At 66.1% G+C, this 23154-nt stretch carries 28 protein-coding genes and 1 tRNA gene; 19 read left to right on the top strand and 10 right to left on the bottom strand.

Annotated features, from left to right (window positions below):
• Positions 1-49: 49 nt before the first annotated feature.
• Together tatB and tatC are read left to right on the top strand one after the other, a co-directional pair.
• Positions 50-562 (top strand): Sec-independent protein translocase protein TatB, encoded by a 513-nt coding sequence (gene tatB, locus IFT87_RS01705; protein ID WP_084215130.1) that lies wholly within the window; start codon positions 50-52, stop codon positions 560-562.
• A 31-nt stretch (positions 563-593) separates the two neighbouring features.
• Positions 594-1385, top strand: coding sequence for a twin-arginine translocase subunit TatC (gene tatC, locus IFT87_RS01700; RefSeq protein ID WP_031394886.1), 792 nt, complete (start codon positions 594-596; stop codon positions 1383-1385).
• A 77-nt stretch (positions 1386-1462) separates the two neighbouring features.
• Here tatC and IFT87_RS01695 read toward each other — a convergent pair whose 3' ends face one another.
• The 3 genes from IFT87_RS01695 to IFT87_RS20260 form a co-directional block, all read right to left on the bottom strand.
• Positions 1463-1597 (bottom strand): entericidin A/B family lipoprotein, encoded by a 135-nt coding sequence (locus tag IFT87_RS01695; RefSeq protein WP_031394885.1) that lies wholly within the window; start codon positions 1595-1597, stop codon positions 1463-1465.
• A 272-nt stretch (positions 1598-1869) separates the two neighbouring features.
• Entirely contained in the window at positions 1870-3411 is a 1542-nt protein-coding gene (locus IFT87_RS01690; protein ID WP_052149095.1) for a histidine kinase dimerization/phosphoacceptor domain -containing protein, read from the bottom strand.
• Positions 3412-3551: 140 nt separating this feature from the next.
• Positions 3552-3794, bottom strand: a complete 243-nt coding sequence (locus IFT87_RS20260) for a NepR family anti-sigma factor (RefSeq protein ID WP_128082163.1) — start codon at positions 3792-3794, stop codon at positions 3552-3554.
• A 211-nt stretch (positions 3795-4005) separates the two neighbouring features.
• On the opposite strand from IFT87_RS20260, the gene IFT87_RS01680 reads away from it, so the two are divergent.
• A complete protein-coding gene (locus tag IFT87_RS01680; RefSeq protein WP_037529646.1) occupies positions 4006-4809 on the top strand; it encodes a response regulator in 804 nt (267 codons plus the stop codon).
• A 343-nt stretch (positions 4810-5152) separates the two neighbouring features.
• Positions 5153-5806 (top strand): sigma-70 family RNA polymerase sigma factor, encoded by a 654-nt coding sequence (locus tag IFT87_RS01675; protein ID WP_031439350.1) that lies wholly within the window; start codon positions 5153-5155, stop codon positions 5804-5806.
• Between the two features lie 30 nt (positions 5807-5836).
• Here IFT87_RS01675 and IFT87_RS01670 read toward each other — a convergent pair whose 3' ends face one another.
• Positions 5837-6019 (bottom strand): hypothetical protein, encoded by a 183-nt coding sequence (locus IFT87_RS01670; RefSeq protein ID WP_037529643.1) that lies wholly within the window; start codon positions 6017-6019, stop codon positions 5837-5839.
• A gap of 148 nt (positions 6020-6167) precedes the next feature.
• Here IFT87_RS01670 and IFT87_RS01665 point away from each other — a divergent pair, with 148 nt between their 5' ends.
• The 7 genes from IFT87_RS01665 to IFT87_RS01635 all read left to right on the top strand — a co-directional run bounded on the left by IFT87_RS01665 (position 6168) and on the right by IFT87_RS01635 (position 13068).
• The gene (locus IFT87_RS01665) at positions 6168-8777 is read left to right on the top strand and encodes a bifunctional [glutamine synthetase] adenylyltransferase/[glutamine synthetase]-adenylyl-L-tyrosine phosphorylase (protein ID WP_192007700.1); all 2610 of its coding nucleotides are present in this window, start codon (positions 6168-6170) and stop codon (positions 8775-8777) included.
• Complete coding sequence (locus IFT87_RS01660) at positions 8770-9234, top strand: peroxiredoxin (protein ID WP_192007274.1); 465 nt, start codon at positions 8770-8772, stop codon at positions 9232-9234. Before IFT87_RS01665 ends, IFT87_RS01660 begins: the two co-directional genes overlap by 8 nt.
• 249 nt (positions 9235-9483) lie before the next feature.
• Positions 9484-10707, top strand: a complete 1224-nt coding sequence (locus IFT87_RS01655) for a M23 family metallopeptidase (protein ID WP_192007272.1) — start codon at positions 9484-9486, stop codon at positions 10705-10707.
• An 88-nt stretch (positions 10708-10795) separates the two neighbouring features.
• Positions 10796-11134, top strand: coding sequence for an iron-sulfur cluster insertion protein ErpA (gene erpA / locus IFT87_RS01650; protein WP_031394554.1), 339 nt, complete (start codon positions 10796-10798; stop codon positions 11132-11134).
• Between the two features lie 6 nt (positions 11135-11140).
• Positions 11141-11911, top strand: coding sequence for an exodeoxyribonuclease III (gene xth, locus IFT87_RS01645; protein ID WP_166747595.1), 771 nt, complete (start codon positions 11141-11143; stop codon positions 11909-11911).
• Complete coding sequence (locus IFT87_RS01640) at positions 11908-12729, top strand: transporter (RefSeq protein ID WP_056405429.1); 822 nt, start codon at positions 11908-11910, stop codon at positions 12727-12729. The genes xth and IFT87_RS01640 overlap by 4 nt, the downstream gene beginning before the upstream one ends.
• Entirely contained in the window at positions 12730-13068 is a 339-nt protein-coding gene (locus IFT87_RS01635; protein ID WP_031395551.1) for a hypothetical protein, read from the top strand. It abuts the gene before it with no gap.
• Positions 13069-13070: 2 nt separating this feature from the next.
• On the opposite strand, the gene IFT87_RS01630 is transcribed toward IFT87_RS01635, so the two are convergent.
• A complete protein-coding gene (locus IFT87_RS01630; protein WP_052148978.1) occupies positions 13071-13943 on the bottom strand; it encodes a class I SAM-dependent methyltransferase in 873 nt (290 codons plus the stop codon).
• A gap of 41 nt (positions 13944-13984) precedes the next feature.
• Between IFT87_RS01630 and IFT87_RS20255 the strand changes: the two genes are divergently transcribed.
• The 4 genes from IFT87_RS20255 to IFT87_RS01610 are packed head-to-tail and all read left to right on the top strand — an operon-like array spanning position 13985 to position 16254.
• A complete protein-coding gene (locus IFT87_RS20255; protein WP_249403154.1) occupies positions 13985-14713 on the top strand; it encodes a ComF family protein in 729 nt (242 codons plus the stop codon).
• Between the two features lie 31 nt (positions 14714-14744).
• Positions 14745-14999, top strand: a complete 255-nt coding sequence (grxC, locus tag IFT87_RS01620) for a glutaredoxin 3 (RefSeq protein WP_031396302.1) — start codon at positions 14745-14747, stop codon at positions 14997-14999.
• Positions 14999-15826, top strand: a complete 828-nt coding sequence (locus tag IFT87_RS01615) for a carbon-nitrogen hydrolase family protein (protein WP_037530197.1) — start codon at positions 14999-15001, stop codon at positions 15824-15826. The genes grxC and IFT87_RS01615 overlap by 1 nt, the downstream gene beginning before the upstream one ends.
• The gene (locus IFT87_RS01610; protein WP_037530195.1) at positions 15823-16254 is read left to right on the top strand and encodes a DUF1178 family protein; all 432 of its coding nucleotides are present in this window, start codon (positions 15823-15825) and stop codon (positions 16252-16254) included. Before IFT87_RS01615 ends, IFT87_RS01610 begins: the two co-directional genes overlap by 4 nt.
• 18 nt (positions 16255-16272) lie before the next feature.
• Here the strand turns inward: IFT87_RS01610 and IFT87_RS01605 are convergent, their stop codons facing one another.
• From IFT87_RS01605 to IFT87_RS01595, 3 genes are all read right to left on the bottom strand, one after another.
• Positions 16273-17712, bottom strand: coding sequence for an oligosaccharide flippase family protein (locus IFT87_RS01605; protein ID WP_274602512.1), 1440 nt, complete (start codon positions 17710-17712; stop codon positions 16273-16275).
• A gap of 82 nt (positions 17713-17794) precedes the next feature.
• On the bottom strand, positions 17795-18727 hold the full coding sequence (locus IFT87_RS01600) for a glycosyltransferase family 2 protein (RefSeq protein WP_192007264.1): 933 nt from the start codon (positions 18725-18727) through the stop codon (positions 17795-17797).
• A 236-nt stretch (positions 18728-18963) separates the two neighbouring features.
• On the bottom strand, positions 18964-19659 hold the full coding sequence (locus IFT87_RS01595; RefSeq protein WP_037530188.1) for a hypothetical protein: 696 nt from the start codon (positions 19657-19659) through the stop codon (positions 18964-18966).
• A 241-nt stretch (positions 19660-19900) separates the two neighbouring features.
• Between IFT87_RS01595 and IFT87_RS01590 the strand changes: the two genes are divergently transcribed.
• A tRNA-Arg gene (locus IFT87_RS01590) sits at positions 19901-19977 on the top strand.
• A gap of 178 nt (positions 19978-20155) precedes the next feature.
• On the opposite strand, the gene IFT87_RS01585 is transcribed toward IFT87_RS01590, so the two are convergent.
• Both IFT87_RS01585 and IFT87_RS01580 read right to left on the bottom strand, forming a co-directional pair.
• Positions 20156-20416 carry an SWIB/MDM2 domain-containing protein gene (locus IFT87_RS01585; RefSeq protein ID WP_031394799.1) on the bottom strand — a complete coding sequence of 87 codons (261 nt, stop codon included), beginning with the start codon at positions 20414-20416 and terminating at the stop codon, positions 20156-20158.
• Between the two features lie 48 nt (positions 20417-20464).
• On the bottom strand, positions 20465-20668 hold the full coding sequence (locus IFT87_RS01580; RefSeq protein WP_031394798.1) for a DUF2945 domain-containing protein: 204 nt from the start codon (positions 20666-20668) through the stop codon (positions 20465-20467).
• A 118-nt stretch (positions 20669-20786) separates the two neighbouring features.
• Here IFT87_RS01580 and IFT87_RS01575 point away from each other — a divergent pair, with 118 nt between their 5' ends.
• Genes IFT87_RS01575 through fghA form a run of 3 tightly spaced genes read left to right on the top strand, consistent with a single transcriptional unit; the run spans position 20787 to position 23125 of the window.
• A complete protein-coding gene (locus IFT87_RS01575; RefSeq protein WP_031439099.1) occupies positions 20787-21893 on the top strand; it encodes an S-(hydroxymethyl)glutathione dehydrogenase/class III alcohol dehydrogenase in 1107 nt (368 codons plus the stop codon).
• Between the two features lie 9 nt (positions 21894-21902).
• Positions 21903-22286, top strand: coding sequence for a VOC family protein (locus IFT87_RS01570; protein ID WP_031439100.1), 384 nt, complete (start codon positions 21903-21905; stop codon positions 22284-22286).
• Positions 22286-23125: an S-formylglutathione hydrolase gene (fghA, locus tag IFT87_RS01565; RefSeq protein WP_192007262.1), complete on the top strand. Its 840-nt coding sequence runs from the start codon at positions 22286-22288 to the stop codon at positions 23123-23125. The genes IFT87_RS01570 and fghA overlap by 1 nt, the downstream gene beginning before the upstream one ends.
• The last annotated feature ends 29 nt before the right edge of the window (positions 23126-23154 follow it).

Here is a 23154-nt window from a genome sequence, read left to right as displayed (position 1 = left end):
GCCGCGCTTGACGTTCCCAGACTCGACGGGTCCAGATAGGCGCGCCTGAATGTTCGATATCGCTCCGTCCGAATTCCTGCTCGTGGCGTTCGTTGCGCTCGTCGTGATCGGTCCGAAGGACCTGCCCAAGGCGATGCGCGTCGTCGGCTATTGGGTCGGCAAGGCGCGCGGCGTCGCGCGCCAATTCCGGTCGGGCTTCGACTCGATGGTCCGCGAGGCGGAGCTCGAGGAAATGGAAAAGCGCTGGGCGTCGGAAAATGAGCGGATCATGCGTGAGCACCCGCCGACCGACACCGCGCAGATCGTCCATTCGCCCGAACCCGACATCCATCACGATCTGCCGTCGTCCGAACCCGTGATGGTCGAGAAGCCCGTCGTGCTCCCGGCATCCGGGTCCTCGGGCGATAAGCCGGCGCCGGCCGGCCTCGATATCGAAGCGCCGGCCCCGGATCACCGGGACAGCGTCGACGTGACACCCGGGCAGGATCGACACGAACACGCCGTACCGGCTGCCACGCCGTCCGACGCGCGGACGGCCAAGTCCGACGTAGCGTCGTCGTGACCGACTTCCAGACTGCCGAGAGCATAGCGTCATGAGTGAGATCGACGAGAGCCGGGCCCCCTTGCTCGACCATCTGATCGAGTTGCGGCGGCGGCTGCTCTATTGCATCGCCGCGCTGGTCGTGACATTCGCCGTGGCAATGTATTTCGCCGAGGATATCTTCGGCTTCCTCGTCCACCCGCTGCTCGCGGCGGGGCAGGATACAGTGATCTACACCGAAGTGTTCGAGGCGTTCTTCGTCCAGGTGAAGGTCGCGTTCTTCGCGGCGATGATGCTGTCCTTCCCGGTCATCGCCAACCAGCTTTGGCAGTTCGTCGCCCCCGGCCTGTACAAGAAGGAGAAGAACGCGCTCCTGCCGTTCATCCTCGCCACCCCCGTCCTGTTCCTCACAGGCGCGGCCATGGCCTATTATGTCGCGATCCCGATGGCGCTCCACTTCCTGCTGGGGTTCGACGGCGTGGTCGGCGGCGTGAAGCGCGAGGCGCTGCCGGCGATCGGCAACTACCTGTCGTTCACGATGCAGTTCCTGTTCGGCTTCGGGATCGCTTTCCTGCTGCCCGTGCTGTTGATGCTGCTCGAGCGCGCCGGGATCGTCACGCGCAAGCAGCTCGTCGGCGCGCGGCGCTACGCCATCGTTGCGGCGTTCGCGATTGCTGCGGTCCTGACGCCCCCGGATATCGGGTCGCAGCTGCTGCTCGCGATCCCGCTGACGATCCTCTATGAATTCGCGCTGATCGGTATCTGGTTCACGGAGCGCAGCCGGGCGAAGGCCAAGGCGCAGGATGAGACGTCGGACTCCACCGATATCGCCGAAACGCACTGAGCGAACGGCGCCAGACGTAAAAACGGGGCCCGGTGCAGCTGCACCGGGCCCCGTTTTCGTATCTCAAGCGCAAAGGCTTACTTGGCGTCGCTCGCGGTCTTCGCCACGGTGCGGCCGGCCGAGCTCACGTCCTTGCCGGCGCCTTCGACCGTGTTGCATGCCGACACGATGAGCGCGCTGGCCACAACGGCCAATCCAACCAACTTACGCATAATACTTCCTCCTAGAAGGGCTTGAATGCCACCGAGGGGAGAAATGTACGGGCGCGGGTTTCGTTCCGTTGGTGCAACCAGGCACGCGTCTGATTTGGAATGATAAAGGCCCGGAAGCGTCACCGGGGGGGGGGAGGGTGATGCTTCCGGGCCTGTCACTTGGATAGCGAGAGCGGGGGGGCATAAAGTCGCTATCCGAACTATAGAACGGCGTTCGGGAAAGGTGGTTCCTGCCGTTTTCAAGTTTTTTTCGACGAGGTGTTTCGTCGCGCTCAATCGCGCCCGATGACGGCAAAGGCGATCTCATACGCGCCGACCAGTGGGTCATGATGGAGCGCCGAGCGCAACTGGCGCGAAAGGCCTTCCATTACACGGCCATAGCGCGTTGCTGCCTCGCGCAGCGCGTCGCTCTCGATCAGCGCCCGCGAGACGACGCGGAGCACTGCGCGGTCGGGCGTGGCGCCGGGCTGGATCGACACGCGGATCTGTGCCGAAGGATCGCAGGTCATCGCCAGCTCGATCGTCTCGGTCGCGAGGAACGCGACCGCGACGGCGACGTCCTGATTGACGAGGAACGGGGCGACGTCGAGCGTGATGCCGAGACCGTGCGAGCGATCGGGGGCGGTGGCGCGAATGTTGGCGGACAGTTCGCCCAGCATCGTGCGCATGTTGAGCCCGCGATTTTCCTCGAGCTCGGCAAAGTGGTTGCGGTGCACGACCGCCAGCGCGTCGACCCGGCGCTGGATCGACGAATAGGCCTCGGTCGCATCGGCGCTGCGTGCGCTGCGGGCGTGGAAGTTGATCAGGCTGGAGATCACCTGGAGATTGTTCTTCACCCGGTGATGCACTTCGCGCGTCAGCTTGGTCTGTCGCACGAGCCCAGCCGCCAGGCCCGCTTCGTGCGCCGCCACGGTCCGGCTGATGACCTGGAACGTATCGCCGAGCTCGCGGATCTCCTGCGCGGGCATGGTGCGGACGGTGCCGGTATCAATGACCTCACCTGGCGTGAACGCGGCGACCGCGGCGCGCAATTGCCGCAAGGGACGGATCAGCAGGCGGTCGACAACGAACCAGCCGATCCCCGCCGCCGCCGCCCACATCAGTAGCGGCAGCAGCAGCGCGATGATCAGCGACGAGGTAATCGGTGCGCTGCGGATGCTGGTGCGCAGCGCAAGGCCCGCGACGCCAAGGTCCGTACGCATCGTCTCCAGCCGGTCGAGCGGTGCCTCGTCGTCGATCGATTCGAGGAGCAGCGCGTCCTGTCCGAGCATCAGCGCACTGTTGAATTCCAGGGTCTGGTTGGACGGCCGGCCGATCCGTTCGAGAAAGGGCTGCGGGAAATAGGCGCGTGCCGACGTCTCGCCGCCGGGGCCGGTGATCGCGAGGACCAGGCCGCGGTTCGGGACGATCGCGGCGGCAACGGGATTGCTGGTCGAATCCAGCGCGACGGCTTCAGGCAGCGCGCGCCCGCACAACACGCGGCCGGCGCGGTCGGTGATGACAAATCGCGTACCCGAGGAGGCCTGCTGCGCGAACACGCCCTGTGCGCGGGCGCAGCTCGGCGCGTCGGCAGGGTCGAAGCCCAGCGCGTTCACCGCGACGCGCAACGCGGTCATGTCACCGATCAGTTCGATGGCGACCGATCGTGCGCTTTCTGCCGCAGCGACCCGCAACCTTGCACGGGCTTCCGCATCGGCGACACGCGTCGTCTGGAGCGTAGCGAAGATCGCAATCAGCGCGAGCGGCAGAAGCGCTGCACTGAGGATCAGGAAAAGCTTGGCCCCGGTGGGAAGCCGCCCGATCGCGGTGGCGATCTGCGACGGTGGACGAGACGCCGTCGCATTGGCGTCAACAGAACTGGTGTCGGTCGGGGTCTTCGTGGAGCCCGGGGCGGCAGGTGACGGGGTGCCGGATTTGCTCACGGAACCGGTTGGCGAGGCCATGCGGCCCGCCCTCAGTCCAGCTTGCCGAGCAGCGCCAGAAACTCGTCAGGAACGGCTTCCTCGACGGTCTGCTGATAGACCGACCGCAATGCCGTTCCCATCTGCCGATCGCGGGCCGTGTCGCGCGGCTTGCCGGTGCCCTTGCCAGCGGGAGTGCCGGCGGGAGTTTCGTTCTGCGTGTCGTGGCCCAAACTCAAAATTTCCCCCTGCACGACGCACGTAAGATGATGTTTACCATAGGCCGCGGGCGGCACATGACACAGCTAGACCTGCGTCATACACTCGCGGTGATTGTCCGTGAAACCAAATAGCCTCTCGTTAGTTCCCTGTTGGAGCGAAAAATCGATATTGTCGTGGGCGTCGGGCCAAAAGGTTCCGAGGGTCTGGCAATCGGTCGGTCGCGTCATATTCTAGTATCGTCGTCCTCACCGGGCCGGCGTAACGATCAGGGAGTTACCAATACCCATGTCGCTTGGACAGCAACTCGCACCGCATCTTCCCTTTCTGCGGCGCTACGGCCGGGCCCTGACCGGCAGCCAGAGTCATGGCGACAAATATGTTCGCGCGACGCTCGAGGCGATCGTCGCGGCACCTGATGAATTTCCGAAGGATGTCGATCCGCGTCTCGGTCTCTATCGGATGTTCCAGGCGATCTGGTCGTCGGCGAATTATGATGAGATGGGCGACGAGGGTGTCGGCGACACCAACGGCCATGCCGCAGTTGCCCGCGCACGTATGTCGCGGATGACTCCGCTCTCGCGTCAGGCGCTGCTGCTGACCGCAATGGAGGGTTTCACGCCCGAGGACGCGGCCTATCTGATCGACGTCGATGCGAACGAGGTCGAAGAGCTCGTCGCCGCAGCACTGGCGGAAATCGAAGGTCAGACCCGCGCGCGTGTTCTGATCATCGAGGACGAGCCGATCATCGCGATGGATATCGAGACGATCGTGCGCGACCTGGGTCACGACGTGACCGGTGTCGCGGTGACTCGCGACGAGGCCGTGGCCCTTGCGATGGAAGAGCGTCCGGGTCTCGTGCTCGCTGATATTCAGCTGGCGGACGACAGTTCGGGTATCGACGCGGTCAAGGACATCCTTGCCGAATTCGAGGTTCCCGTGATCTTCATCACCGCGTTCCCCGAACGTCTCCTGACCGGTGAACGTCCCGAGCCCACCTTCCTGATCACCAAGCCGTTCCAGCGTTCGACAGTGAAGGCGGCAATCAGCCAGGCACTGTTCTTCGATCAGACGACCGTTCCGGGCGCCTGATGCGCCGCTAGACTTGGGCCGGGGTTGCCGTCGACGATATCGTCAGCAACCCCGGCATCAAGTTTTGATAGTTACGGACCCAAAACGGCGTTCGGGGGTTTCAGTCTCATGGTTGACCCAAAAGAGCAGATCCACGTCGCCGGCGAAGACGCCCGCGCCGGCGCAACACCGCATATGACCCGCTATATCCTTGTGATATCACTGGTCCTGGTTATCGCCATTTTTGCATTTCTCGTCATTCGATAGCATATGCGTGGCGTGGCGGACCGGTTAATGCCGATCCGTATGCTCAAGATCGCCGTCCTCTGGGCGGCGGTCGTCATTCGGGAACGATCGGAATTTCATGGTACAGCCCGCCCAGCGTGACGACGAAGTCGACGGCGCCGAGCCTCAGGTCGCGCCCGTTGAGCACGTCTCGCTTTCCGATGCCGAGTTCAAGGTCCAGCTTGCCCAGGTGATCCCGCATCTACGTGCGTTCGGGCGTTCGCTGTCGGGCAGCCGCGACCTTGCGGATGACCTGGTGCAGGAGACGCTGCTGAAGGCGTGGGCCGCACGGCTGCGCTTCCAGGCCGGTACGAACATGCGCGCCTGGACGTTCATCATCCTGCGCAACCTCTATCTGTCACAGATGCGTCGCGCCCGCTTCAAGGGCGAGTGGGACGATCTGGTGGCGGATCGCATCCTTGCGGCACCTGCTAGCCAGGACCGGCATGTCGAGCTGGGCGATATGCAGCGCGCGTTGATGCACCTGCCGCAGCCGCAACGCGAGGCGTTGATTCTCGTCGGCGCGGGCGGGTTTGCGTATGAAGAGGCGGCGGAAATCTGCAACGTGGCGGTCGGGACGATCAAGAGCCGCGTCGCGCGTGGCCGTGTCGCGCTTGAAACCATTCTCACGGATGGGTCGCTGCCGTCGCGCCGCGATCATGAGACTGACACGACCAAGACGGCACTCGACTCGATCATGGGCGATGTCGAAGAACTGAGCCGCGGGCGGTGAAATAGACGCCCGCCGCGGCTGGCGTTTGGATCAGTGTCGTCGCGGCGACATGGTGTCGAGTTCACGCAGCAAAGACATAAACTCGTCGGGCATTCCGGAGTCGCGATCGAACGCACCGCGAAGCGACTGTCCGATCGCATCCGTCTTGCGAGGCGCGCGAACGACCAGATGATCGGTCTGGTCACGGCGAATAGTCGGGTGCAGATGGGTCATGCAGGGTCAACGAGCTTCAAGGCTTTTTGTTGCTACCCCGGCTTGACTTTATAAAACAATTGTGGGGTGTGGCTTGGATAACGCGCATCGGGCGTCGGAGATCATCGCCGCGACGCAGCGCGCGCGACGCTGGTCCCCCTTCCTCGCCATGCTCCTCGACCGCGAGCCTGTCCTTGCCAGGGAGCTGGCAGAGGGACGGCTGGATCCCATCCCGGTGCCGCTCGACCCCGACATGCCGGTTGCACGACGCCTCCGCCTCGAACGGCGTGCGCTCGCGCTGAGGGTCGCGATCGGTGACCTGGCCGGCGTGTTCGATCTCACCGCCGTGACGCAGCAGCTCACCGGGTTTGCCGACCACGCACTCGACACCGCGATCCGCACCGCGATCGAAGAGCGCACGCCCGGCGCCGAAGCGCGTGGGTTCGCCGCGATCGCGCTTGGCAAACAGGGGAGTGGCGAACTCAATTATTCGTCGGATATCGATCCGATCCTGATCTACGATCCGGACACGCTGCCGCTGCGCCCGCGCGAGGAACCCGAAGCCGCCGCCGTGCGGATCGGCAAGCGCGTCGTTGAACTGCTTCAGGCACGTGACGGCGACGGCTATGTGCTGCGCGTCGACCTCCGCCTGCGGCCGTCTCCCGAGATCACGCCGATCGCGCTGCCGATCGATGCGGCGATCAGCTATTACGAGGCGCAGGCGCTCCCCTGGGAGCGTGCCGCCTTCATCCGCGCGCGCGCCGCAGCGGGCGATATCGCGCTTGGCAGGCAGTTCCTCGACACGGTCCGCCCGTTCGTCTGGCGGCGCGCGCTCGATTTCGGCGCGATCGGCGAGATTCGCGGCATCTCGCGACGGATCCGCGATCATCATGCGCAGGGTCAGGCCTTCGGGCCGGGTTACGACCTGAAGCGCGGCCGCGGCGGGATTCGCGAAGCCGAATTCTTTGCGCAGATCCATCAGTTGATCCATGGTGGTCGCGATCCAGCGCTGCGCGCGCCGGCCACCCGCGTCGCGCTTGCGCGGCTGGCGGAGGCGGGGTGGATCGGCGGAGATGAGGCGCGCGCGCTGATCGAAAGCTACACGCTGCTGCGGACGATCGAGCACCGGGTGCAGATGATCGACGACCGGCAGACGCATGCCTTGCCGACCGGCGATGCGCTCGAGCGGGTGGCGTGGCTGCACGGGCTCGACGGCAGCGCCGCGTTGTTGGCGCTGCTCGCCCCGCATGTGGCGGCGACCGGGCGGATCTACGACGCGCTCGACGATGGCGCGGCATCCGGGCTTTCGCATGATCCGACGCGGCTCGACGCCGAGCTGGCAGAGGCGGGGTTTGCCGAACCCGAACCCGCGCGCCAGCGGATCGCCGCGTGGCGGGCAGGGGCCTATCCCGCGCTGCGTAGCAGTGCCGCGCAGGCGGCGCTCGAGGCGGTCCTGCCGACGCTGGTCCCGGCGCTCGCCGCCGCGCCCGAGCCGCAGGCCGCGATGCTGAGACTCGATTCGATGCTCGAGCGTCTGCCGAGCGCGATCAACGTATTCCGACTGCTCGAAGCACGACCGGCGCTCGCCACGCTCCTCGCGGCGATCCTCAGCCACGCGCCGACGCTGGCGGAGGAACTGGCGCGGCGCCCCGCGCTGCTCGACGGGTTGATCGATGCGACGGCGCTCGCCCCGGTCGCGGCGGTCGACGCGCTGATCGACCGGATGCGCGCGGGCGAGGCGGGGCTCGATTATCAGGGGCGGCTCGATCACGTCCGGCGCGTGGTCGGCGAACTGCGCTTTGCGCTGGGTGCGCAGATCGTTGCGGGGACGTCGGATCCGCTCGACGTCGCGGCGGGCTATGCGCGCGTGGCAGAGGCGGCGATCGCGGTACTGGCGGAGGCGACGATTCGCAGCTTTGCCGACGTCCATGGCCGGGTGCCGGGCAGCGAACTCGTGATCCTGGCGCTCGGCCGGATGGGCGGGGCGATGCTGACGCATGCGTCCGATCTCGACCTCGTCTACCTCTTCACCGGCGATTTCACTGCCGAGTCGGATGGCGCCAAACCGCTTGGCGCGACGCTCTACTACAACCGGCTGGCGCAGCGGGTGACTGCGGCCTTGTCGGTCGCGACCGCGGCCGGGCCGCTCTATCAGATTGATACGCGGCTGCGGCCATCGGGCGCGCAGGGGCCGCTGGTCGTGACGCTCGACAGCTTCGCACGCTATCAGCATGAGGAGGCCTGGACGTGGGAGCATATGGCGCTGACCAGGGCGCGGCCGGTCTTCGGATCCGCGCCCGCCCGGACGGCGCTGTCGGCGGTGATCGCCGATGTCCTGACCGGCGCGCGGACCGAGCGCGACGTGGTCGGCGATGCGACGCGGATGCGCGCCGACATGGCCGCGCACAAGCCTGCCAAGGGGCCGCTTGACGCGAAGCTCCTGCCGGGTGGTCTGGTCGATCTGGAATTCGCGACGCATGTCGTCCAGCTCGTCGAGCGCAGCGGCTTCGATGCCAATCTGGGGCGTGCGATCGGGCAGCTCGTCGCCGAAGGGCGGATGCCCGCGACGATGCTCGCCGCGCATGATATCCTGACGCGCCTGCTCGTGACGCTGCGGCTCGTCGCGCCCGACGCGGCGCCGCCCTGCCCGCCGACCCAGGCGTTGATCGCGCGCGCGCTCGGGCTGCACGACTGGCCTGCGGTTCTTGCGGGCCTCGCCGAGGTCCGGCAACAGGTGACCGCGTTCTGGCACGAACTGACAGGAGAGCAGGATGGATGACGGTGCGATGATCCCGGACGTCTCGGTGACGATGCCCGATGGCACGGCCGTTGCGCTGACGACGCTGGCGCGCCCGCTGGTCGTCTATTTCTATCCCAAGGACGATACCGCCGGCTGCACGCGCGAGGCGCAAGACTTTTCCGCGCTCGAGTCGGCCTTCGCTGAGATCGGGGTCGGCGTGCTCGGCGTGTCGAAGGACACGCCCGCCGCGCATGCCAAGTTCAGCGCCAAGCACGGTCTGACGGTTTCGCTGGCGACCGACGTCGATGGCGCGGTCTGCGAGGGCTTCGGGGTCTGGGTCGAGAAGGCGATGTACGGCCGCAAATATATGGGGATCGAGCGCGCGACCTTCCTGTTCCACGCGGACGGCCGACTGGCGACATCGTGGCGCAAGGTCCGGGTCCCCGGCCATGCCGAGGCCGTTCTTGCTGCCGCCAAGGCGCTGACCCCGCAATAAAGACCGTTCCACGGGGCAGGGCGCGGCGTCCCCTGGCGGGGCGATTCCTTTTTACCGGTACCATTTGGTTTCAACGGCTCAACGCACGCGCGTCCCGGTCCACCCCAAGTTAGCGGCGCGGCTCTTGCCGAAGTGGATCAAATCGGCACACATCCTCACTTGTCTGAGACGCGGAGGGGCTGCGGTTCAGGACAGAGTCTTGGCGCCGGGCCCGTTTGCGATCCGGCTCCTGTTTTTTGTCGGGGACCAATGGTCGATATCACCGTTTCCGCTGCAGCCTTAGCCAACCGCGCAGCCTTTCGTATCAAGACGCTCTTCGCCGCGCGGGACCTGACGGTTCACGACGGCCACTCGGTCCGCCGGGTTCGCCTGGGCAGCCGCAAGCAGGCGGCGATGGCGGCACTCAGCGCCGTGACGCTCGGCTTTTCCGGCTATGGTGCCGCGCAGGCAGCCTATGGCGCCGCAGCCGCGGCCGGCGTCGTTGCCGCACCCGATTCCGAACTCCAGGTCGCGCAGATGGAGCGCCGCATCGGTCAGATGCAGGCGCGCGTCGCGACCATTCGCGAGACCGCCGCAGCGCATGCCGCCCGCGTCGAACAGCGCCAGCAACTGATCACCGCCGCCCTGACCGGCAAGGGCGACACCAAGGCGATGGCGCTGGCGACGCTGGCAATCGACCCCGCGCCCGACGCGCTGGCCGCCGATGTCGTCAAGCCGCTGGTCAAGGTCGAGGGCCGCCAGCGCGTTCTCGCCGACGCGGCGCAGACGGTTCTCGATCAGCGCTATGCCGACACCACCGACACCGTGCGCAAGCTCGGCCTGCGTCCCGAACGCGTCGCCGCCGCGGCCAAGCGTACCCATGCGAGCAAGCAGGCCGCCATGGGCGGACCGCTGGTCGCTGCCGACAGCCCCGAGGCGCTGGCCGATGTCCGCGCCGACGCCCAGTTCCGCACGCTGTTCCAGACCTGGAAGAAGCTCGACACGCTGCAGCAGGGGGTGATCGCGATCCCTTCGGTCCAGCCGGTCCATCTGCTGTCGTTCACCAGCAATTTCGGCATCCGCTCGGATCCGTTCCGCGGAACCGCCGCGATGCATGCCGGCGTCGACATTCCGGGTCCGGTCGGCACGCCGATCTATGCCACGGCTGACGGCATCGTCTCGCATGCCGGTCGTCAGGGCGGCTATGGCAATCTCGTCGAGCTCAATCACGGCAAGGGCATCGCGACCCGGTACGGCCATCTCTCGAAGATCCTCGTCGGCGACAATGCCCGCGTGACGCGCGGCCAGCTGATCGCGCTGATGGGCTCGACCGGTCGCTCGACCGGCCCGCATCTTCATTATGAAGTCCGGATCGACGGTCATGCCGTGAACCCGATCCCGTTCCTCACCACCGCCGACTACCTTCTCGCGGCACAGGATCGCTCGGTCGGTGCGATCCCGGTCTCGACCGACGGACCGGCAGCGCAAGACTGAGCCGCACGGTTTGCTATCAAGCCCGGTCCGCGGTCCTGCGCGGCAGGGCGAGGTTGCCGCGGATAGCGGGACCGCCTATCTCGGGACCATGGCAACTCTGGCTCCCGACATCATCCTGACCCCCTCCGCCGCGGCGCGCGTCGCCGCTATTGCTGCCCGACAGGGCAAGCCGGCGATCCTGCGCCTTTCGGTCGATGGCGGTGGCTGTTCGGGGTTCCAGTACAAGTTCGGTTTCGCCGATGCGGCCGAGGCGGATGACGTGGTCGCCGAACGCGACGGCGTCCGGCTGGTCGTCGACAGCGTCAGCATCGATCTCGTCCGCGGTTGCGCGGTCGACTATGTCGAGTCGCTCGCCGGCGCGGCGTTCCGCGTGGAGAATCCCAATGCAGCCTCGGGCTGCGGTTGCGGCTCGAGCTTTTCGGTCTGACGCCCGGTGAAGATCGTCACGTACAATATCAACGGGATCAAGGCCCGTCTCCCGCGGCTGCTCGAATATCTTGCCGAAGAGCAGCCCGAGATCGTCTGTCTGCAGGAACTCAAGACCAGCGACGAAACGTTCCCGGCCGCGGAGATCGAGGCGGCGGGGTACGGTGTTGTCTGGCATGGGCAAAAGGCCTGGAACGGCGTGGCGATCCTCGCCAAGGGCCAGACCCCCAGACTCCGGCAGCGCGGCCTCGAAGGCGAGCCCGAGGACGAGCACAGCCGCTATATCGAGGCAGAGGTCGACGGACTGACGATCGCCGCGCTGTATCTGCCCAATGGCAATCCGCAGCCCGGCCCGAAATTCGACTATAAGCTGCGCTGGATGACGCGGCTTGCGGCGCGCGCGCGCGTGCTGCTGGCCGAGGAGGTGCCTGCCATCCTCGCGGGCGATTACAACGTGATCGCGAATGACGACGACACGTTTTCGGTGTCGCGGATGCAGGACGATGCGTTGATGCAGCCCGAAAGCCGGAGCGCCTATCGTGCGCTGCTCGGGCAGGGCTGGACCGATGCCCTTCGAACGCAGTTCCCCAAGGGAGGCGTGTGGACCTTCTGGGACTATCAGGCGGGCGCGTGGCAGCGCGACGCGGGCTTCCGCATCGATCATCTGCTGCTCAGCCCGCAGGCGGCCGACCGGATGATCGATGCCGGTGTCGACAAGGCCTATCGCGGCCGCGAAAAGGCGAGCGATCATGCCCCGACCTGGGTCCGCCTGCGATGAACGCATTGGCGGGGCGGCCTGCGACACGGCTTGCCACGGGTGTGCTGGCGACGCTGCTGCTGGCCTGTTCGACCCAGGTTCGCGCGCAGGAGCGGGACTATTGCCCTGAACGCCCGGGGATCGACACGCCCGCCTGCACCATGGAAAAAGGCCGCGTCTCGGTCGAAACCGCGCTCGCCGACTGGACGCGCGACGACGGGGCGGGCTCGCGCGAGGACAATGTCCTGATCGCCGATACGCTGGTCCGGGTCGGGGTCAGCGACACGGTCGAGGCACGGGTGGGATGGACGCCGTTCGGCCATGACCGGACGCGCGACGCAACGGGGATCGACGTCGCGGACCGTATCGGCGACGTGTCACTGAGCATGAAGGCCAGCCTGAGCCATCCCGACGGCAAGGGCCTGTCGATCGCCGTCCTGCCGTTCGTGACGCTTCCCGTCGGCCGTTCGCCGGTCGGTGATGGCGACTGGGGCAGCGGGTTGCTGCTGCCGGTGACATTCGAAATGTCCGACACGGTGTCGCTCGACCTGACACCCGAAGTCGATGCCGCGGTCGACGATGACGGGCATGGCCGGCACCTGGCCTATAGCAGCGCGGTCGGCCTCGCCTTCACGCTCGACAAGGCGGTGACGCTGAATGCCGAGTTGCAGGCACTGCGCGACGATGACCCGTCCGGCCGCAGCACCCAGGCACTGGCTGCGCTGTCGCTCGCCTGGATGGCCCGCGACGATCTTCAGTTTGACATTTTCGGGGCGGCAGGCTTGACCCATGATACCCCCGACGCGCGGCTTTATGCGGGGGTGGCGCGGAGGTTCTAGATGATCGCGGTGCTGATCGGACTGCAGGCCGTCGCCGGCCCCCCGCTGCCGCGCGAACTTCGCCCCCCGGTCGCTCGGGCGGCGACCCCCTGTCCCGTGACGCCTCCCGGTGGCGAGATCGTCGTCTGTGCCCGGCCGACCGACCAGCGTCTTGCACGGCTCCCCACGCCGCCCGTCAGTTCACCCGATGCACCGATGACGTTCCGGCTGCCGGGCGGCGGGACGGGCAATGTGCACGCGGTCCAGAGCACGCTGCCGGGGGCAACCGGATCCGGGGCGGTGGTCACGCTGCGTATCCCGTTCGGTCCGGGTCGCCGAGCGGCCGACCCCGCCCGTTAGGCTCAGGTCGGGTCGCGGGGTCGGGTCCGCAGCGCATCACTGAGCGAGGCGGTGCCGCTGCCGCGTCGCGCCGGCTTGGGCTGTGACGGGGCAGGCGACCAGCCGGTAAGGAAGATGATCTCGAACCGTTCGGCGGTCCGCCCGTCCGCGTCGGCGAGCTCGGCAAAGGCCTGTGCGAGCCCCGCCAGCGCCTGCCGGCCGAGCGCACTACGCCCCGCGAGCACGTTCGTCGCCGCCATCCCGCGAAGATCGCCGAGCAGTCGCCCGACATCGCGGTAGCCGACGTTCAGCGTCTCGATGTCCGCCACCGGCAGCGTAAAGCCCGCGCGCATCAGCAGATCGCCCGCCGAACGGACGTCGATCTGCGGATGCAGCCGCGCGGCGGGTCGCTCCGCCTCCGCCACCCGCAACGCCTGGCGGAGTGCCGGCAGGCTCCCCGCCCCGACGAACGCGCCGAGGAACAGTCCATCCGGGCGCAGCACGCGGCGGATCAGCGACAGCGCGCCAGGCAGATCGTTGACCTGGTCGAGCACGCCCGCGCTGACGACAAGGTCGAACGATGCGTCGGCAAAGGGCAGCCGGTCCTCGTCGGCTTGAACGCCGCCCGCGTGCGCGGCAAAGCCGTGGCCCGCATCGCAGCGTACGACCCGTGCGCCCGGGGGCGCTACGAACGCGCCGTCGAAACAGCCAAGATCGAGAATGTTGGCAAAGTCCCGCGTCACCGCATCGAGCCGCTCGGCGATCCCGTCGAGCATCGTCGCGCGCACGAAATCCGCGTCGGCATAGGCGGCACGCGCGCGGTCGCGGCGCTGGCGGCGGGCGACCCGGTCGAAGATTTCCGGGGCGCTGCCTTGGCTGGGGTCTGGGATCTGCACGCCGCGCTTGTGCCGTCTGCATGCTTTGACGACAAGGGCGGATGCGGTTGCTCGATCCGATTGGTGCGGTGATCCGGCTGGCGCTGCCGCCGCGCTGCCCCGGCTGCGGCAGTCCGGTGGCGGCGGACCATCGGTTCTGCGCAAGCTGCTGGAACGGCCTGCACTTTCTCGGTCCGCCCTGGTGTGCCGCGTGCAACCTGCCCTTTGCCCATGATCGCGGCGACGGCGCATTGTGCGCCGCGTGCCTCATCCAGCCGCCGCGTCACGCGGGCGTTCGCGCCGCGGTCGCCTATGGACCGGTGGCGCGTGGCCTGGCGCTGCGGTTGAAATATGGCGGCCGAACCGCGTTCGCCGCGACGATGGCGCGTGCCATGCACCGGCTCATGCCCGAGCAGGCGGCGCTGATCGTGCCCGTGCCGCTGCACCGCTGGCGGCTCTGGTCGCGCGGGTTCAACCAGGCGGCGCTCATCGCGACGACGCTCGCGAGCCTGTCGGCCGTGCCCGCCGACCTGAATGTCCTCGTCCGGACGCGGCAAACGACCGTGCTGCGCGGGCTCGGCAGGCGTCAGCGCGGCAGGGCGGTGGCGGGCGCCTTCGCCGTCGCGGCGGGCGGGCGCGACCGGCTGCGCGGCAGGGCGGTCGTGCTGATCGACGACATCTATGCGAGCGGGGCGACGAGCGCGGCGTGCACGGGCGCGCTGCTCGCGGCGGGGGCGGAATCGGTGACGATCCTGTGCTGGGCACGTGTTCTGGACGACACCGATTATTGACAAGCGCACGGTCAGACCACACCTGAAAATAATGGCTAAAGTTGAAATCTACATCAAACAATTCTGCCCCTATTGCACGCGGGCGATGAAGCTCCTTGCCGCCAAGGGCGTCGAACCGGAAACGTTCGACGTGACGATGGGCGGGCCGAAGAAGAAGGAGATGGTCGAGCGCTCGGGTGGTCGCATGACCATGCCGCAGGTGTTCATCGACGGGAAGCATATCGGCGGGTCGGACGACCTTGCCGCGCTCGATGCCCGGGGTGGGCTCGACCCGCTCCTGGCCTGATGCCCCGCATCGCGCTTCTGCAGATGACCAGCGGGATCGATCCCGCGGTCAATGCTGCAACGCTGATCGCTGCGATCCGGTCGGCGGCAGGGCAGGGCGCGGTGATGCTGTTCACGCCCGAAATGTCGGGTCTGATCGACCGCGATCGCGCGCGGGCCGCCGCGTCGATCGTGGCCGAGGCCGACGATCCTGTGCTCGCGCGCGTCTGCGCCGCTGCGGCCGAGGCGGGGATCTGGGTGCATCTCGGCTCGCTCGCCGTCCGCCGGGCAGACGGGCGGTTTGCCAATCGCGGGTTCGTGATCGATCCGGCGGGCACGATCCGCGCGCGCTACGACAAGCTCCATCTCTTCGATGTCGATCTGCCGACGGGAGAAAGCTGGCGTGAATCCGCGGCCTATGCCGCGGGGGATGCAGCGATCGTCACGCAGACCCCGATCGGCATGCTGGGCGCATCAATCTGTTATGACCTGCGATTTCCCGATCTGTACCGCGCGTTGAGCGATGCCGGTGCGACGGTCCTTTCGGTTCCGGCGGCGTTCACCAGGCCGACGGGGGCCGCGCATTGGCATGTCCTGCTCCGCGCCCGGGCGATCGAATCGGCCTCCTACGTCGTCGCCGCGGCGCAGACCGGCGTCCACGCCGATGGTCGCGCGACCTATGGCCATTCGCTGGTCATCGATCCCTGGGGCACGGTCGTGCTCGACATGGGTGAGGCGGCGGGTCTCGGCTATGCGGATATCAGCCCCGACAGCGTGACGGACGTCCGCGCGCGGATCCCGGCGCTCGAGCATCGGCGTCCGATTCCCGGCGTGGCCGTGATCCGGTGATCGTCTTCGACCTGAAATGCGGCACCGGGCATGTGTTCGAGGCGTGGTTCGGCTCGAGCGCGGCCTATGAGGCGCAGCGCGCAGCCCGTCAGGTCGAATGCCCGCTATGCGGCGATGCGGAGGTGGCGAAGGCGGTGATGGCGCCGGCCGTCTCGGGCAAGGGCAACCGCGTACCCGAGGGGCCGACGCCTGCGCGGATGAAGGCGATGATGACGATGCTGGCATCGAAACAGGCCGAACTGCTCGCGTCATCGCGGTGGGTCGGCGGCGCCTTTGCGGATCGCGCACGCGCGATGCATCTCGGCGACGAGGCCCCCGCACCGATCCACGGCCAGGCGAGCCTCGCCGAGGCCAAGGCGCTGGTCGAGGACGGCGTCGCCGTGCTGCCGCTGCCCCTCCCGGTCACGCCACCCGATACGATCAACTAAAGATGGGGTCGCCCGCCCTTACCCCGTAACGCGCGCGAGCACTGGTTTCAGCGCGGACTTGATCTCGAAGAACAACGGATGCTTCAGCAGCCGCAGCGCGATGCCCCACAGGGCGATGCCGATGCCGACGGCCAGGACGATCGGGACTAGCGGCGTCGTCGCGGCCCAGCCATGCCAGGCCATGACGATGATCGCCGGCGCAATCGCGACGCTGGTGGCGATCCCGCTGCGCAGATAGATGGCGAACATGTCGCGGTACTGGCTGTCCGTGATCCGGCGGATATGCGGCATGTAGAGCACGCAGGCAAAAATCGCATCGATGACCTTCGCCAGCGCGGCGGCCTCGATGCTGATGAAGCAGGCTGCCGAAAATACGACGAAGCCGACGATGCTGCGCACGAACTCGAAGCGTGCCTGACGGCCGGTTTCGTCGGCGATGATGAACAGATCCCACGCCATCGCGATGGCGGTGTTGAACACGCCGACGACGCACAGGATCGACAGGCACATCGCGATCGAGACCCATTTCGCGCCATAGATGAGCAGCACGAACGGCCCCGACAGCACGCCAAGCCCCAGGAATGTCGGCCACATCAGCGCGGTGAACAGGGCAAGCGCGTTCTGATAGCGCGGCCCGATCGGCAAGCCGGCACGGATCCCCGCGGCAAAGTCGACGAACATGATGCGGCAGATCACCAGGAACACGCTGTCCCACAACATGCTGAAAATGTTGCCGGACCTGGAATATAAGCCAAGCGCGGCCAACCCCAGCAAGCGGCCGAGCGCCATATCCTGCAACCGCGAAAAGACCCGGGAAATGCCCAGCGTGGCGAGCACGTTGATGCTGAACCGATGCACGTCGCGCCAGTTGTCGAACCCGACCCTGACCCTGGCATGATGCGGCGCGAGGCCGATCGCCATCGCGGTGCTGATCAAGGCGGCGATGATCTGCCCATAGGCAAAGCTCATATAGCTCTGGCCCGCGACCGCGAAGGCCACGGTGGCGATCGTGCCCGACGCCGTCGCCAGCATCTTGATGATCGACACGGCTTTGAAATCGCCGTCACGCTCGAGCAACGTCAGGGGCATGAAGCCGGCGGCCGTAATGATCGGGATTATCGCCAGACAGAACAACACGGGCCGGACGGCAGGCTCGTTGAAGACCGCACCGCTGACCAGGCCGAACCCGGCAATGATGAAGGCCAGAACGATCGCGACGCCGAGATTGATGCTGAAGACGGTCGACGACAATTCTGCCGTGAGATTCTTCTCGCGGATGAGATAATTGTTCAATCCGAGCGACTGAATGATCGAGATCAGTCCGCTGGCCGCAAAGGCGACGGCGAAGATGCCGACCTCGTACGGGGTGAGGATGCGTGCCAATACGACTGAGCTGACCAGCTGCAGTATGAAATATATTGCCTGCGAACCGGCCATCCATCCAATTGACTTGCGCATACGCATCGTCTCGGGCTCACTCTGTCACTGTCGTTGCGAAGTATAAGGCGGGGGTCGTGCGCGCACGCAATTAGCGGCGGCGCTAGCGGATCAGTCGTGCGACCTTCCTGATCACGCGCCCGGCATATTGCTGTGCGATGAAGGGATGTCCAACGAACAGCCGGATGGCCTGGACGCGCTTGCCCGACTGCACTGCGCGGCGAAATCCGTTCAAGGTCTCGAGCCGGCCAAGCGCCTGCCTGCGATCGTGCAAAAGCGCGACCAGCTTGCCGTCGTCGGCAACATCGGAGCGTGTCGCCAGCGATGCGCTCATCGCGATCTGCGCCGTATAATCGACGGTCGTCTGGCTTTTGCCCGATGTGCGCAGCGTCCAGACATAGCCGGGTTGCGGGGTGATGACGAACTTCGCCCCGCACAGCATGGCGTCGAAATACATCTTGAAGTCTTCACCATGGCGGATGGCCGGATCATAGCGAATGGCTTGGTCTTCGAGAAACTGACGGCGGAACATCGGTTTGAGCAAACCATAGTCCATGTCCTGGTTGAACGGCCGGGCTGCCGCAACGAAGGCATAACGGTCAATCTCGGTGGCGGACCGGATCGCCTGGATTTGCGGTGGGCTTAACGCCGCCTGGGCCTCGTCCAGAAATCGCACGTTGTCCGCAACCATATCGGCGGCAAACGCATCGGCCACGTCGAGGAGGTGCCGCAACCGGCCGGGTTCGAAGGCGTCATCGGCATCGAGTACCGCGATCCAGGGCGCCCGAGCCGCCGCAAATCCCGCATTTCGCGCCGCCGATGGGCCGCCGTTCCGGTCGAGCCGGACCACCGAGAGGTTTGCGACATGACCATAGCGCGCCGTCACGGCTGCGTGCGTGTCATCAGGACAATGATCGTCGACGACGATCACTTCGAGCGCGACGTCGGTCTGGGACAGGGCAGAGTCGATCGCCTTGCCGATGAACTGCGCCGCACGATAAGCCGGGATCACGACGCAGATCTCAGGCATATTCATCTGAACTGCGCTCGTCGGCGAAACGCTATCTGGCATCTTCGAAGTCCTGGATTGAGCCGCCAAATGCGTACTTTACGGGCCTTAAGCGGACGTCCGCTCGAATTGCAAGACACCGCAGGCAGCTAACCAAGGTCAAGACGGGACAGGTCAAATCCACGCCGCGTCACGGAAAATCGCGCGATTGGCGACAGGCGTCGGTGTCCCGGCGTCAGCGACGTGGAGCGGTTCGGTCGTCGCTAAGCAACCTCAAGCGCATCGTGCGGCATCATGCCCCTTGTCACATGCGGCACGATCATACGGCCGAAAATGCCCCATATGGCGAGGATGAGCGTCAGACTTATCAGTTCGCCGCCATCTTCGAAGAGCGTGCTGATCGTCTGGAAATGCGCGGCGCCGATCAGCATCTCATGAACCTTGTCGACGACCACGGCGAAGAATGCAGTGACGCAGAAGCCGAAGAGCAGCATGAGAGCGGGAGCCACGCGATCGCGGGCAAGCCTGGCCACGCCCAACAGGGTCAGCGCCAGGGGAATGCCGCTCAAGATTGCCTGTGCGAGAATTTCGCCATGAGGCCCGATCACGGCATACTGCGACAGCACCGCGCCGAAATGCTCGTGAAGCCGCAGCGAGTCGTCGGCGAGTACCACCAGAAACAGGAGCGCGTAGGCCGCGTAGAAAAGCTCCTTCCCGTGGAGAAACGCATAAAGCGCGAGGCCGATGATCGTCAGTTCCTTGAGATATCCCCAGATCTCCATCAGCGATCCGTCGACGGACGAGTAGAGCAGCTGACCATAGAGCATGCTCTCCGTCACATTCGCGTGCTCGACATAGGCCCAGCGCAGGAACATCCCGAGTATGACAAGGTCGATCGCTAAAATGACTCCCAGGCCGATCAGCATGGGTCTTGCAGCCGTGGCGATCATCGTTTTCATCACGGCCCCATTTGCCTCCGTCACAAAACTGTAATGCGTTTGTTAACAGTTGCATAGGTGGTTTGGATGATGCGCCTTTTCGACGGCCTAGCCTGTTTGGGCAGGGCACAGGTTCGCGCTTCAGCGTTCGCCCGCCTTTCAGCCGCGCAGATCTAGCGTCTGGCTGTCATAATCGCCTGCGTCGGCGGACGCGCGCAGTCTGGACCGACGGGAATGGGGCTAGTATGGACGTCGCGTGCGTGGCCCCGTAGCTCAGCCGGATAGAGCACCAGATTCCTAATCTGGGGGCCAGTGGTTCAAATCCACTCGGGGTCACCACCACCGACATTATCAAGCGATCCGCCTCCTGCGGGCATCGCGACACGCGTCAGGAATGTAGCTTGGCCGGCGACAGGGGGGTGCCGTCTGGCGCGGCCCGGTCGCAGCGTTGGGGAGCAATCAGGCGACGTTGACCCCTCCGCGGAGGTGGCAACGTCGCCTGGCGTCCCGGTCAGGCTTAGGCCTTGACGTGCTGCGAGATGTACTTGTTCATCTCGAACATGGTGCACTTGTCACGGCCGAAGACCTTCTTCAGCTTCTCGTCGGCGAGGATCTCGCGCTTGTTCTCAGGGTTCTGCAGATTGTGGGCCTTGATATAGACCCAGACCTTGCTGATCACTTCGCTGCGCGGGAGCTTGTCGTTGCCGACGATCTCGCCGAGCTCGGGAGAGGGCTGGACGGGGGCGTGGATGCCGCCGGTCTTGGGAGCTGTAGCCATAAGCATTCCTTCCTGTTCGCATGCGTGCGTTAGGCACTGCACGCGTGGTCACGCCTTGTTGAGCGCGCCCGCCTTGTGCGCTGCCTTGCCGCCATTGTCACTCTTTACGATGAATTGCGGCTCGTCCTTGGACGCGCGGACGGTGTGGCCCTTGATCGTCGTGTCGCTGGTCTGCTTCTTTTCGACCGTGCCGTGCGCGGTGCCGCCGGGGGATTTCCAGGTGACCTCGTCGCCCTTTTTCGGATCCTTCATCACACCATCTCCTTGATATTCAACGATCAAGCGCAGAGGTGCGGGTTTTGTTGCATGATCCGCGGTTGCAGACCCAGGGGCTGCGGTTCATCTGATGCGCCACCAAGGAGACCCATGCATGAAGACCCGCGCCGCCGTAGCCTTCGAGGCGAAAAAACCGCTCGAGATCGTCGAGCTCGACCTCGAGGGACCCAAATCCGGCGAAGTTCTGGTCGAAATCATGGCCACAGGCATCTGTCACACCGATGCCTACACGCTCGACGGACTTGATTCGGAAGGCCTTTTCCCGAGCGTGCTGGGGCATGAAGGGGCGGGCATCGTCCGCGAGATCGGCGCGGGCGTCACCAGCGTCGCGGTCGGCGATCATGTCATCCCGCTCTACACGCCCGAATGCCGCCAGTGTAAGTCGTGCCTGAGCCAGAAGACCAACCTGTGCACCGCGATCCGCGCGACGCAAGGGAAGGGGTTGATGCCCGACGGCACGACGCGGTTCAGCTACAAGGGCCAGCCGATCTTCCATTACATGGGCTGCTCGACCTTCTCGAACTTCACCGTGCTGCCCGAGATCGCACTGGCCAAGATCCGCCCCGACGCGCCGTTCGACACCTCCTGCTATGTCGGTTGCGGCGTGACGACGGGCGTCGGCGCGGTCGTCCACACCGCGAAGGTCCAGCCCGGCGATACGGTCGTGGTGTTCGGGCTCGGCGGGATCGGGCTGAATGTGATCCAGGGCGCGCGACTGGCGGGTGCAGGGATGATCGTCGGCGTCGACATCAATCCCGACCGCGAGGAATGGGGTCGCCGCTTCGGCATGACGCATTTCGCCAACCCGAAGGATGTGGGCGACATCGTCCAGCATATCGTCGCTTTGACCGACGGCGGCGCGGATTACACGTTCGACGCGACCGGCAACACGACCGTCATGCGCCAGGCGCTCGAGGCCTGCCATCGCGGCTGGGGCACGTCGATCGTGATCGGCGTGGCCGAGGCGGGCAAGGAGATCAGCACGCGGCCGTTCCAGCTCGTCACCGGACGCAACTGGCGCGGGACCGCGTTCGGCGGTGCGCGTGGACGTACGGACACGCCCAAGATCGTCGACTGGTATATGGACGGCAAGATCGAGATCGACCCGATGATCACGCACCGCCTGACGCTCGACGAGATCAACAAGGGGTTCGACCTGATGCACGCCGGCGAGAGCATCCGCTCCGTCGTGATCTACTGAGGGGGAAATATGTTCAGCCACATCATGTTGGGTGCCAATGATATCGCGGCGTCGAAGGCGTTCTACGACGCCGCACTGGGCGCACTCGGCGTGCCCGAAGGCGTAATCGATGAATGGGGCCGGATCGTGTACGCGCACGCCGGCGGCCGCTTCCTCGTCACGCCGCCGATCGACGGGCAGCCGGCCACGCACGGCAATGGCAGCACGATGGGGTTCGTCGCGGCCTCGCCCGAGGCGGCGGACGCCTGGCATGCCGCGGGGCTCGCGCATGGCGGCACCGCCTGCGAGGATCCGCCCGGCGTCCGGCACGGCACCGCTGGGCGCACCCTGTATCTGGCGTATCTGCGCGACCCGTCGGGCAACAAGCTCTGCGCCGCTCACCGGGTCGCGTGATGGAGACGCTATCGACCAGCACGGCGTTTGGCGGCACGCAGGGCGTGTATCGCCACGCGTCGACCGCGACCGGCACCGACATGACCTTTGCGGTCTATGTCCCGCCGCACGCGCCGGATGCGCGCTTGCCGGTGCTGTGGTTCCTGTCGGGGCTGACCTGCACGCATGCCAACGTCATGGACAAGGGCGAGTATCGCCGCGCCTGCGCCGAGCACGGCGTGATCCTGATCGCGCCCGACACGAGTCCGCGCGGCGAGGGGGTTCCCGACGACGACGCCTATGATTTCGGCCAGGGCGCGGGTTTCTACGTCGATGCGACCGAGCAGCCCTGGGCGGCGAACTTCAACATGAAGCGCTATGTCGAGGACGAACTCCCCGCGCTGATCGCGGCGGAGTTTCCGATGGCGGACATGACGCGGCAGGGGATCACCGGGCACTCGATGGGCGGGCACGGCGCGCTGACGATCGTGCTGCGCAATCCCGACCGGTTCCGCAGCGTGTCGGCCTTCGCGCCGATCGTCGCGCCGCTGCACTGCCCCTGGGGTGAAAAGGCGCTCACGGGCTATCTGGGGCCGGACCGTGCCGACTGGCGTGCGTACGACGCCTGTGCGCTGATCGCCGATGGCGCGCGGGTCGCCGATATCCTCGTCGATCAGGGGGAGGCCGACGGGTTCCTCGACGATCAGCTGAAGCCGGCGCTGCTGGCGGAGGCGTGCGCGGCGGCGGGGATCGAGCTGACGTTGCGGATGCAGCCGGGATACGACCATAGCTATAATTTCATATCGACCTTCATGTCGGATCATGTCGCCTGGCATGCGGAACGGCTGCGGCGCGCCTGACACGCCGTAACGCAAGCGATATGATGTGG

This window comes from Sphingomonas sp. CFBP 8765 (genome assembly GCF_014841445.1).
In the GTDB taxonomy this organism is placed as follows: domain Bacteria; phylum Pseudomonadota; class Alphaproteobacteria; order Sphingomonadales; family Sphingomonadaceae; genus Sphingomonas; species Sphingomonas aerolata.
The sequence above is the reverse complement of the archived record's forward strand: the minus strand, read 5'-3'. Positions and strand labels throughout refer to the sequence as shown.

Excerpts from the sequence above, each read along its gene's own strand:
- tatB (WP_084215130.1), top strand. The coding sequence starts at position 50 with ATGTTCGATATCGCTCCGTCCGAATTCCTGCTCGTGGCGTTCGTTGCG.
- tatC (WP_031394886.1), top strand. The coding sequence starts at position 594 with ATGAGTGAGATCGACGAGAGCCGGGCCCCCTTGCTCGACCATCTGATC.
- IFT87_RS01695 (WP_031394885.1), bottom strand. The coding sequence starts at position 1,597 with ATGCGTAAGTTGGTTGGATTGGCCGTTGTGGCCAGCGCGCTCATCGTG.
- IFT87_RS01680 (WP_037529646.1), top strand. The coding sequence starts at position 4,006 with ATGTCGCTTGGACAGCAACTCGCACCGCATCTTCCCTTTCTGCGGCGC.
- IFT87_RS01675 (WP_031439350.1), top strand. The coding sequence starts at position 5,153 with ATGGTACAGCCCGCCCAGCGTGACGACGAAGTCGACGGCGCCGAGCCT.
- IFT87_RS01670 (WP_037529643.1), bottom strand. The coding sequence starts at position 6,019 with ATGACCCATCTGCACCCGACTATTCGCCGTGACCAGACCGATCATCTG.
- IFT87_RS01665 (WP_192007700.1), top strand. The coding sequence starts at position 6,168 with ATGCTCCTCGACCGCGAGCCTGTCCTTGCCAGGGAGCTGGCAGAGGGA.
- IFT87_RS01660 (WP_192007274.1), top strand. The coding sequence starts at position 8,770 with ATGGATGACGGTGCGATGATCCCGGACGTCTCGGTGACGATGCCCGAT.
- IFT87_RS01655 (WP_192007272.1), top strand. The coding sequence starts at position 9,484 with ATGGTCGATATCACCGTTTCCGCTGCAGCCTTAGCCAACCGCGCAGCC.
- erpA (WP_031394554.1), top strand. The coding sequence starts at position 10,796 with ATGGCAACTCTGGCTCCCGACATCATCCTGACCCCCTCCGCCGCGGCG.
- IFT87_RS01640 (WP_056405429.1), top strand. The coding sequence starts at position 11,908 with ATGAACGCATTGGCGGGGCGGCCTGCGACACGGCTTGCCACGGGTGTG.
- IFT87_RS01635 (WP_031395551.1), top strand. The coding sequence starts at position 12,730 with ATGATCGCGGTGCTGATCGGACTGCAGGCCGTCGCCGGCCCCCCGCTG.
- IFT87_RS20255 (WP_249403154.1), top strand. The coding sequence starts at position 13,985 with ATGCGGTTGCTCGATCCGATTGGTGCGGTGATCCGGCTGGCGCTGCCG.
- grxC (WP_031396302.1), top strand. The coding sequence starts at position 14,745 with ATGGCTAAAGTTGAAATCTACATCAAACAATTCTGCCCCTATTGCACG.
- IFT87_RS01615 (WP_037530197.1), top strand. The coding sequence starts at position 14,999 with ATGCCCCGCATCGCGCTTCTGCAGATGACCAGCGGGATCGATCCCGCG.
- IFT87_RS01605 (WP_274602512.1), bottom strand. The coding sequence starts at position 17,712 with ATGCGCAAGTCAATTGGATGGATGGCCGGTTCGCAGGCAATATATTTC.
- IFT87_RS01600 (WP_192007264.1), bottom strand. The coding sequence starts at position 18,727 with ATGAATATGCCTGAGATCTGCGTCGTGATCCCGGCTTATCGTGCGGCG.
- IFT87_RS01595 (WP_037530188.1), bottom strand. The coding sequence starts at position 19,659 with ATGAAAACGATGATCGCCACGGCTGCAAGACCCATGCTGATCGGCCTG.
- IFT87_RS01585 (WP_031394799.1), bottom strand. The coding sequence starts at position 20,416 with ATGGCTACAGCTCCCAAGACCGGCGGCATCCACGCCCCCGTCCAGCCC.
- IFT87_RS01580 (WP_031394798.1), bottom strand. The coding sequence starts at position 20,668 with ATGAAGGATCCGAAAAAGGGCGACGAGGTCACCTGGAAATCCCCCGGC.
- IFT87_RS01575 (WP_031439099.1), top strand. The coding sequence starts at position 20,787 with ATGAAGACCCGCGCCGCCGTAGCCTTCGAGGCGAAAAAACCGCTCGAG.
- IFT87_RS01570 (WP_031439100.1), top strand. The coding sequence starts at position 21,903 with ATGTTCAGCCACATCATGTTGGGTGCCAATGATATCGCGGCGTCGAAG.
- fghA (WP_192007262.1), top strand. The coding sequence starts at position 22,286 with ATGGAGACGCTATCGACCAGCACGGCGTTTGGCGGCACGCAGGGCGTG.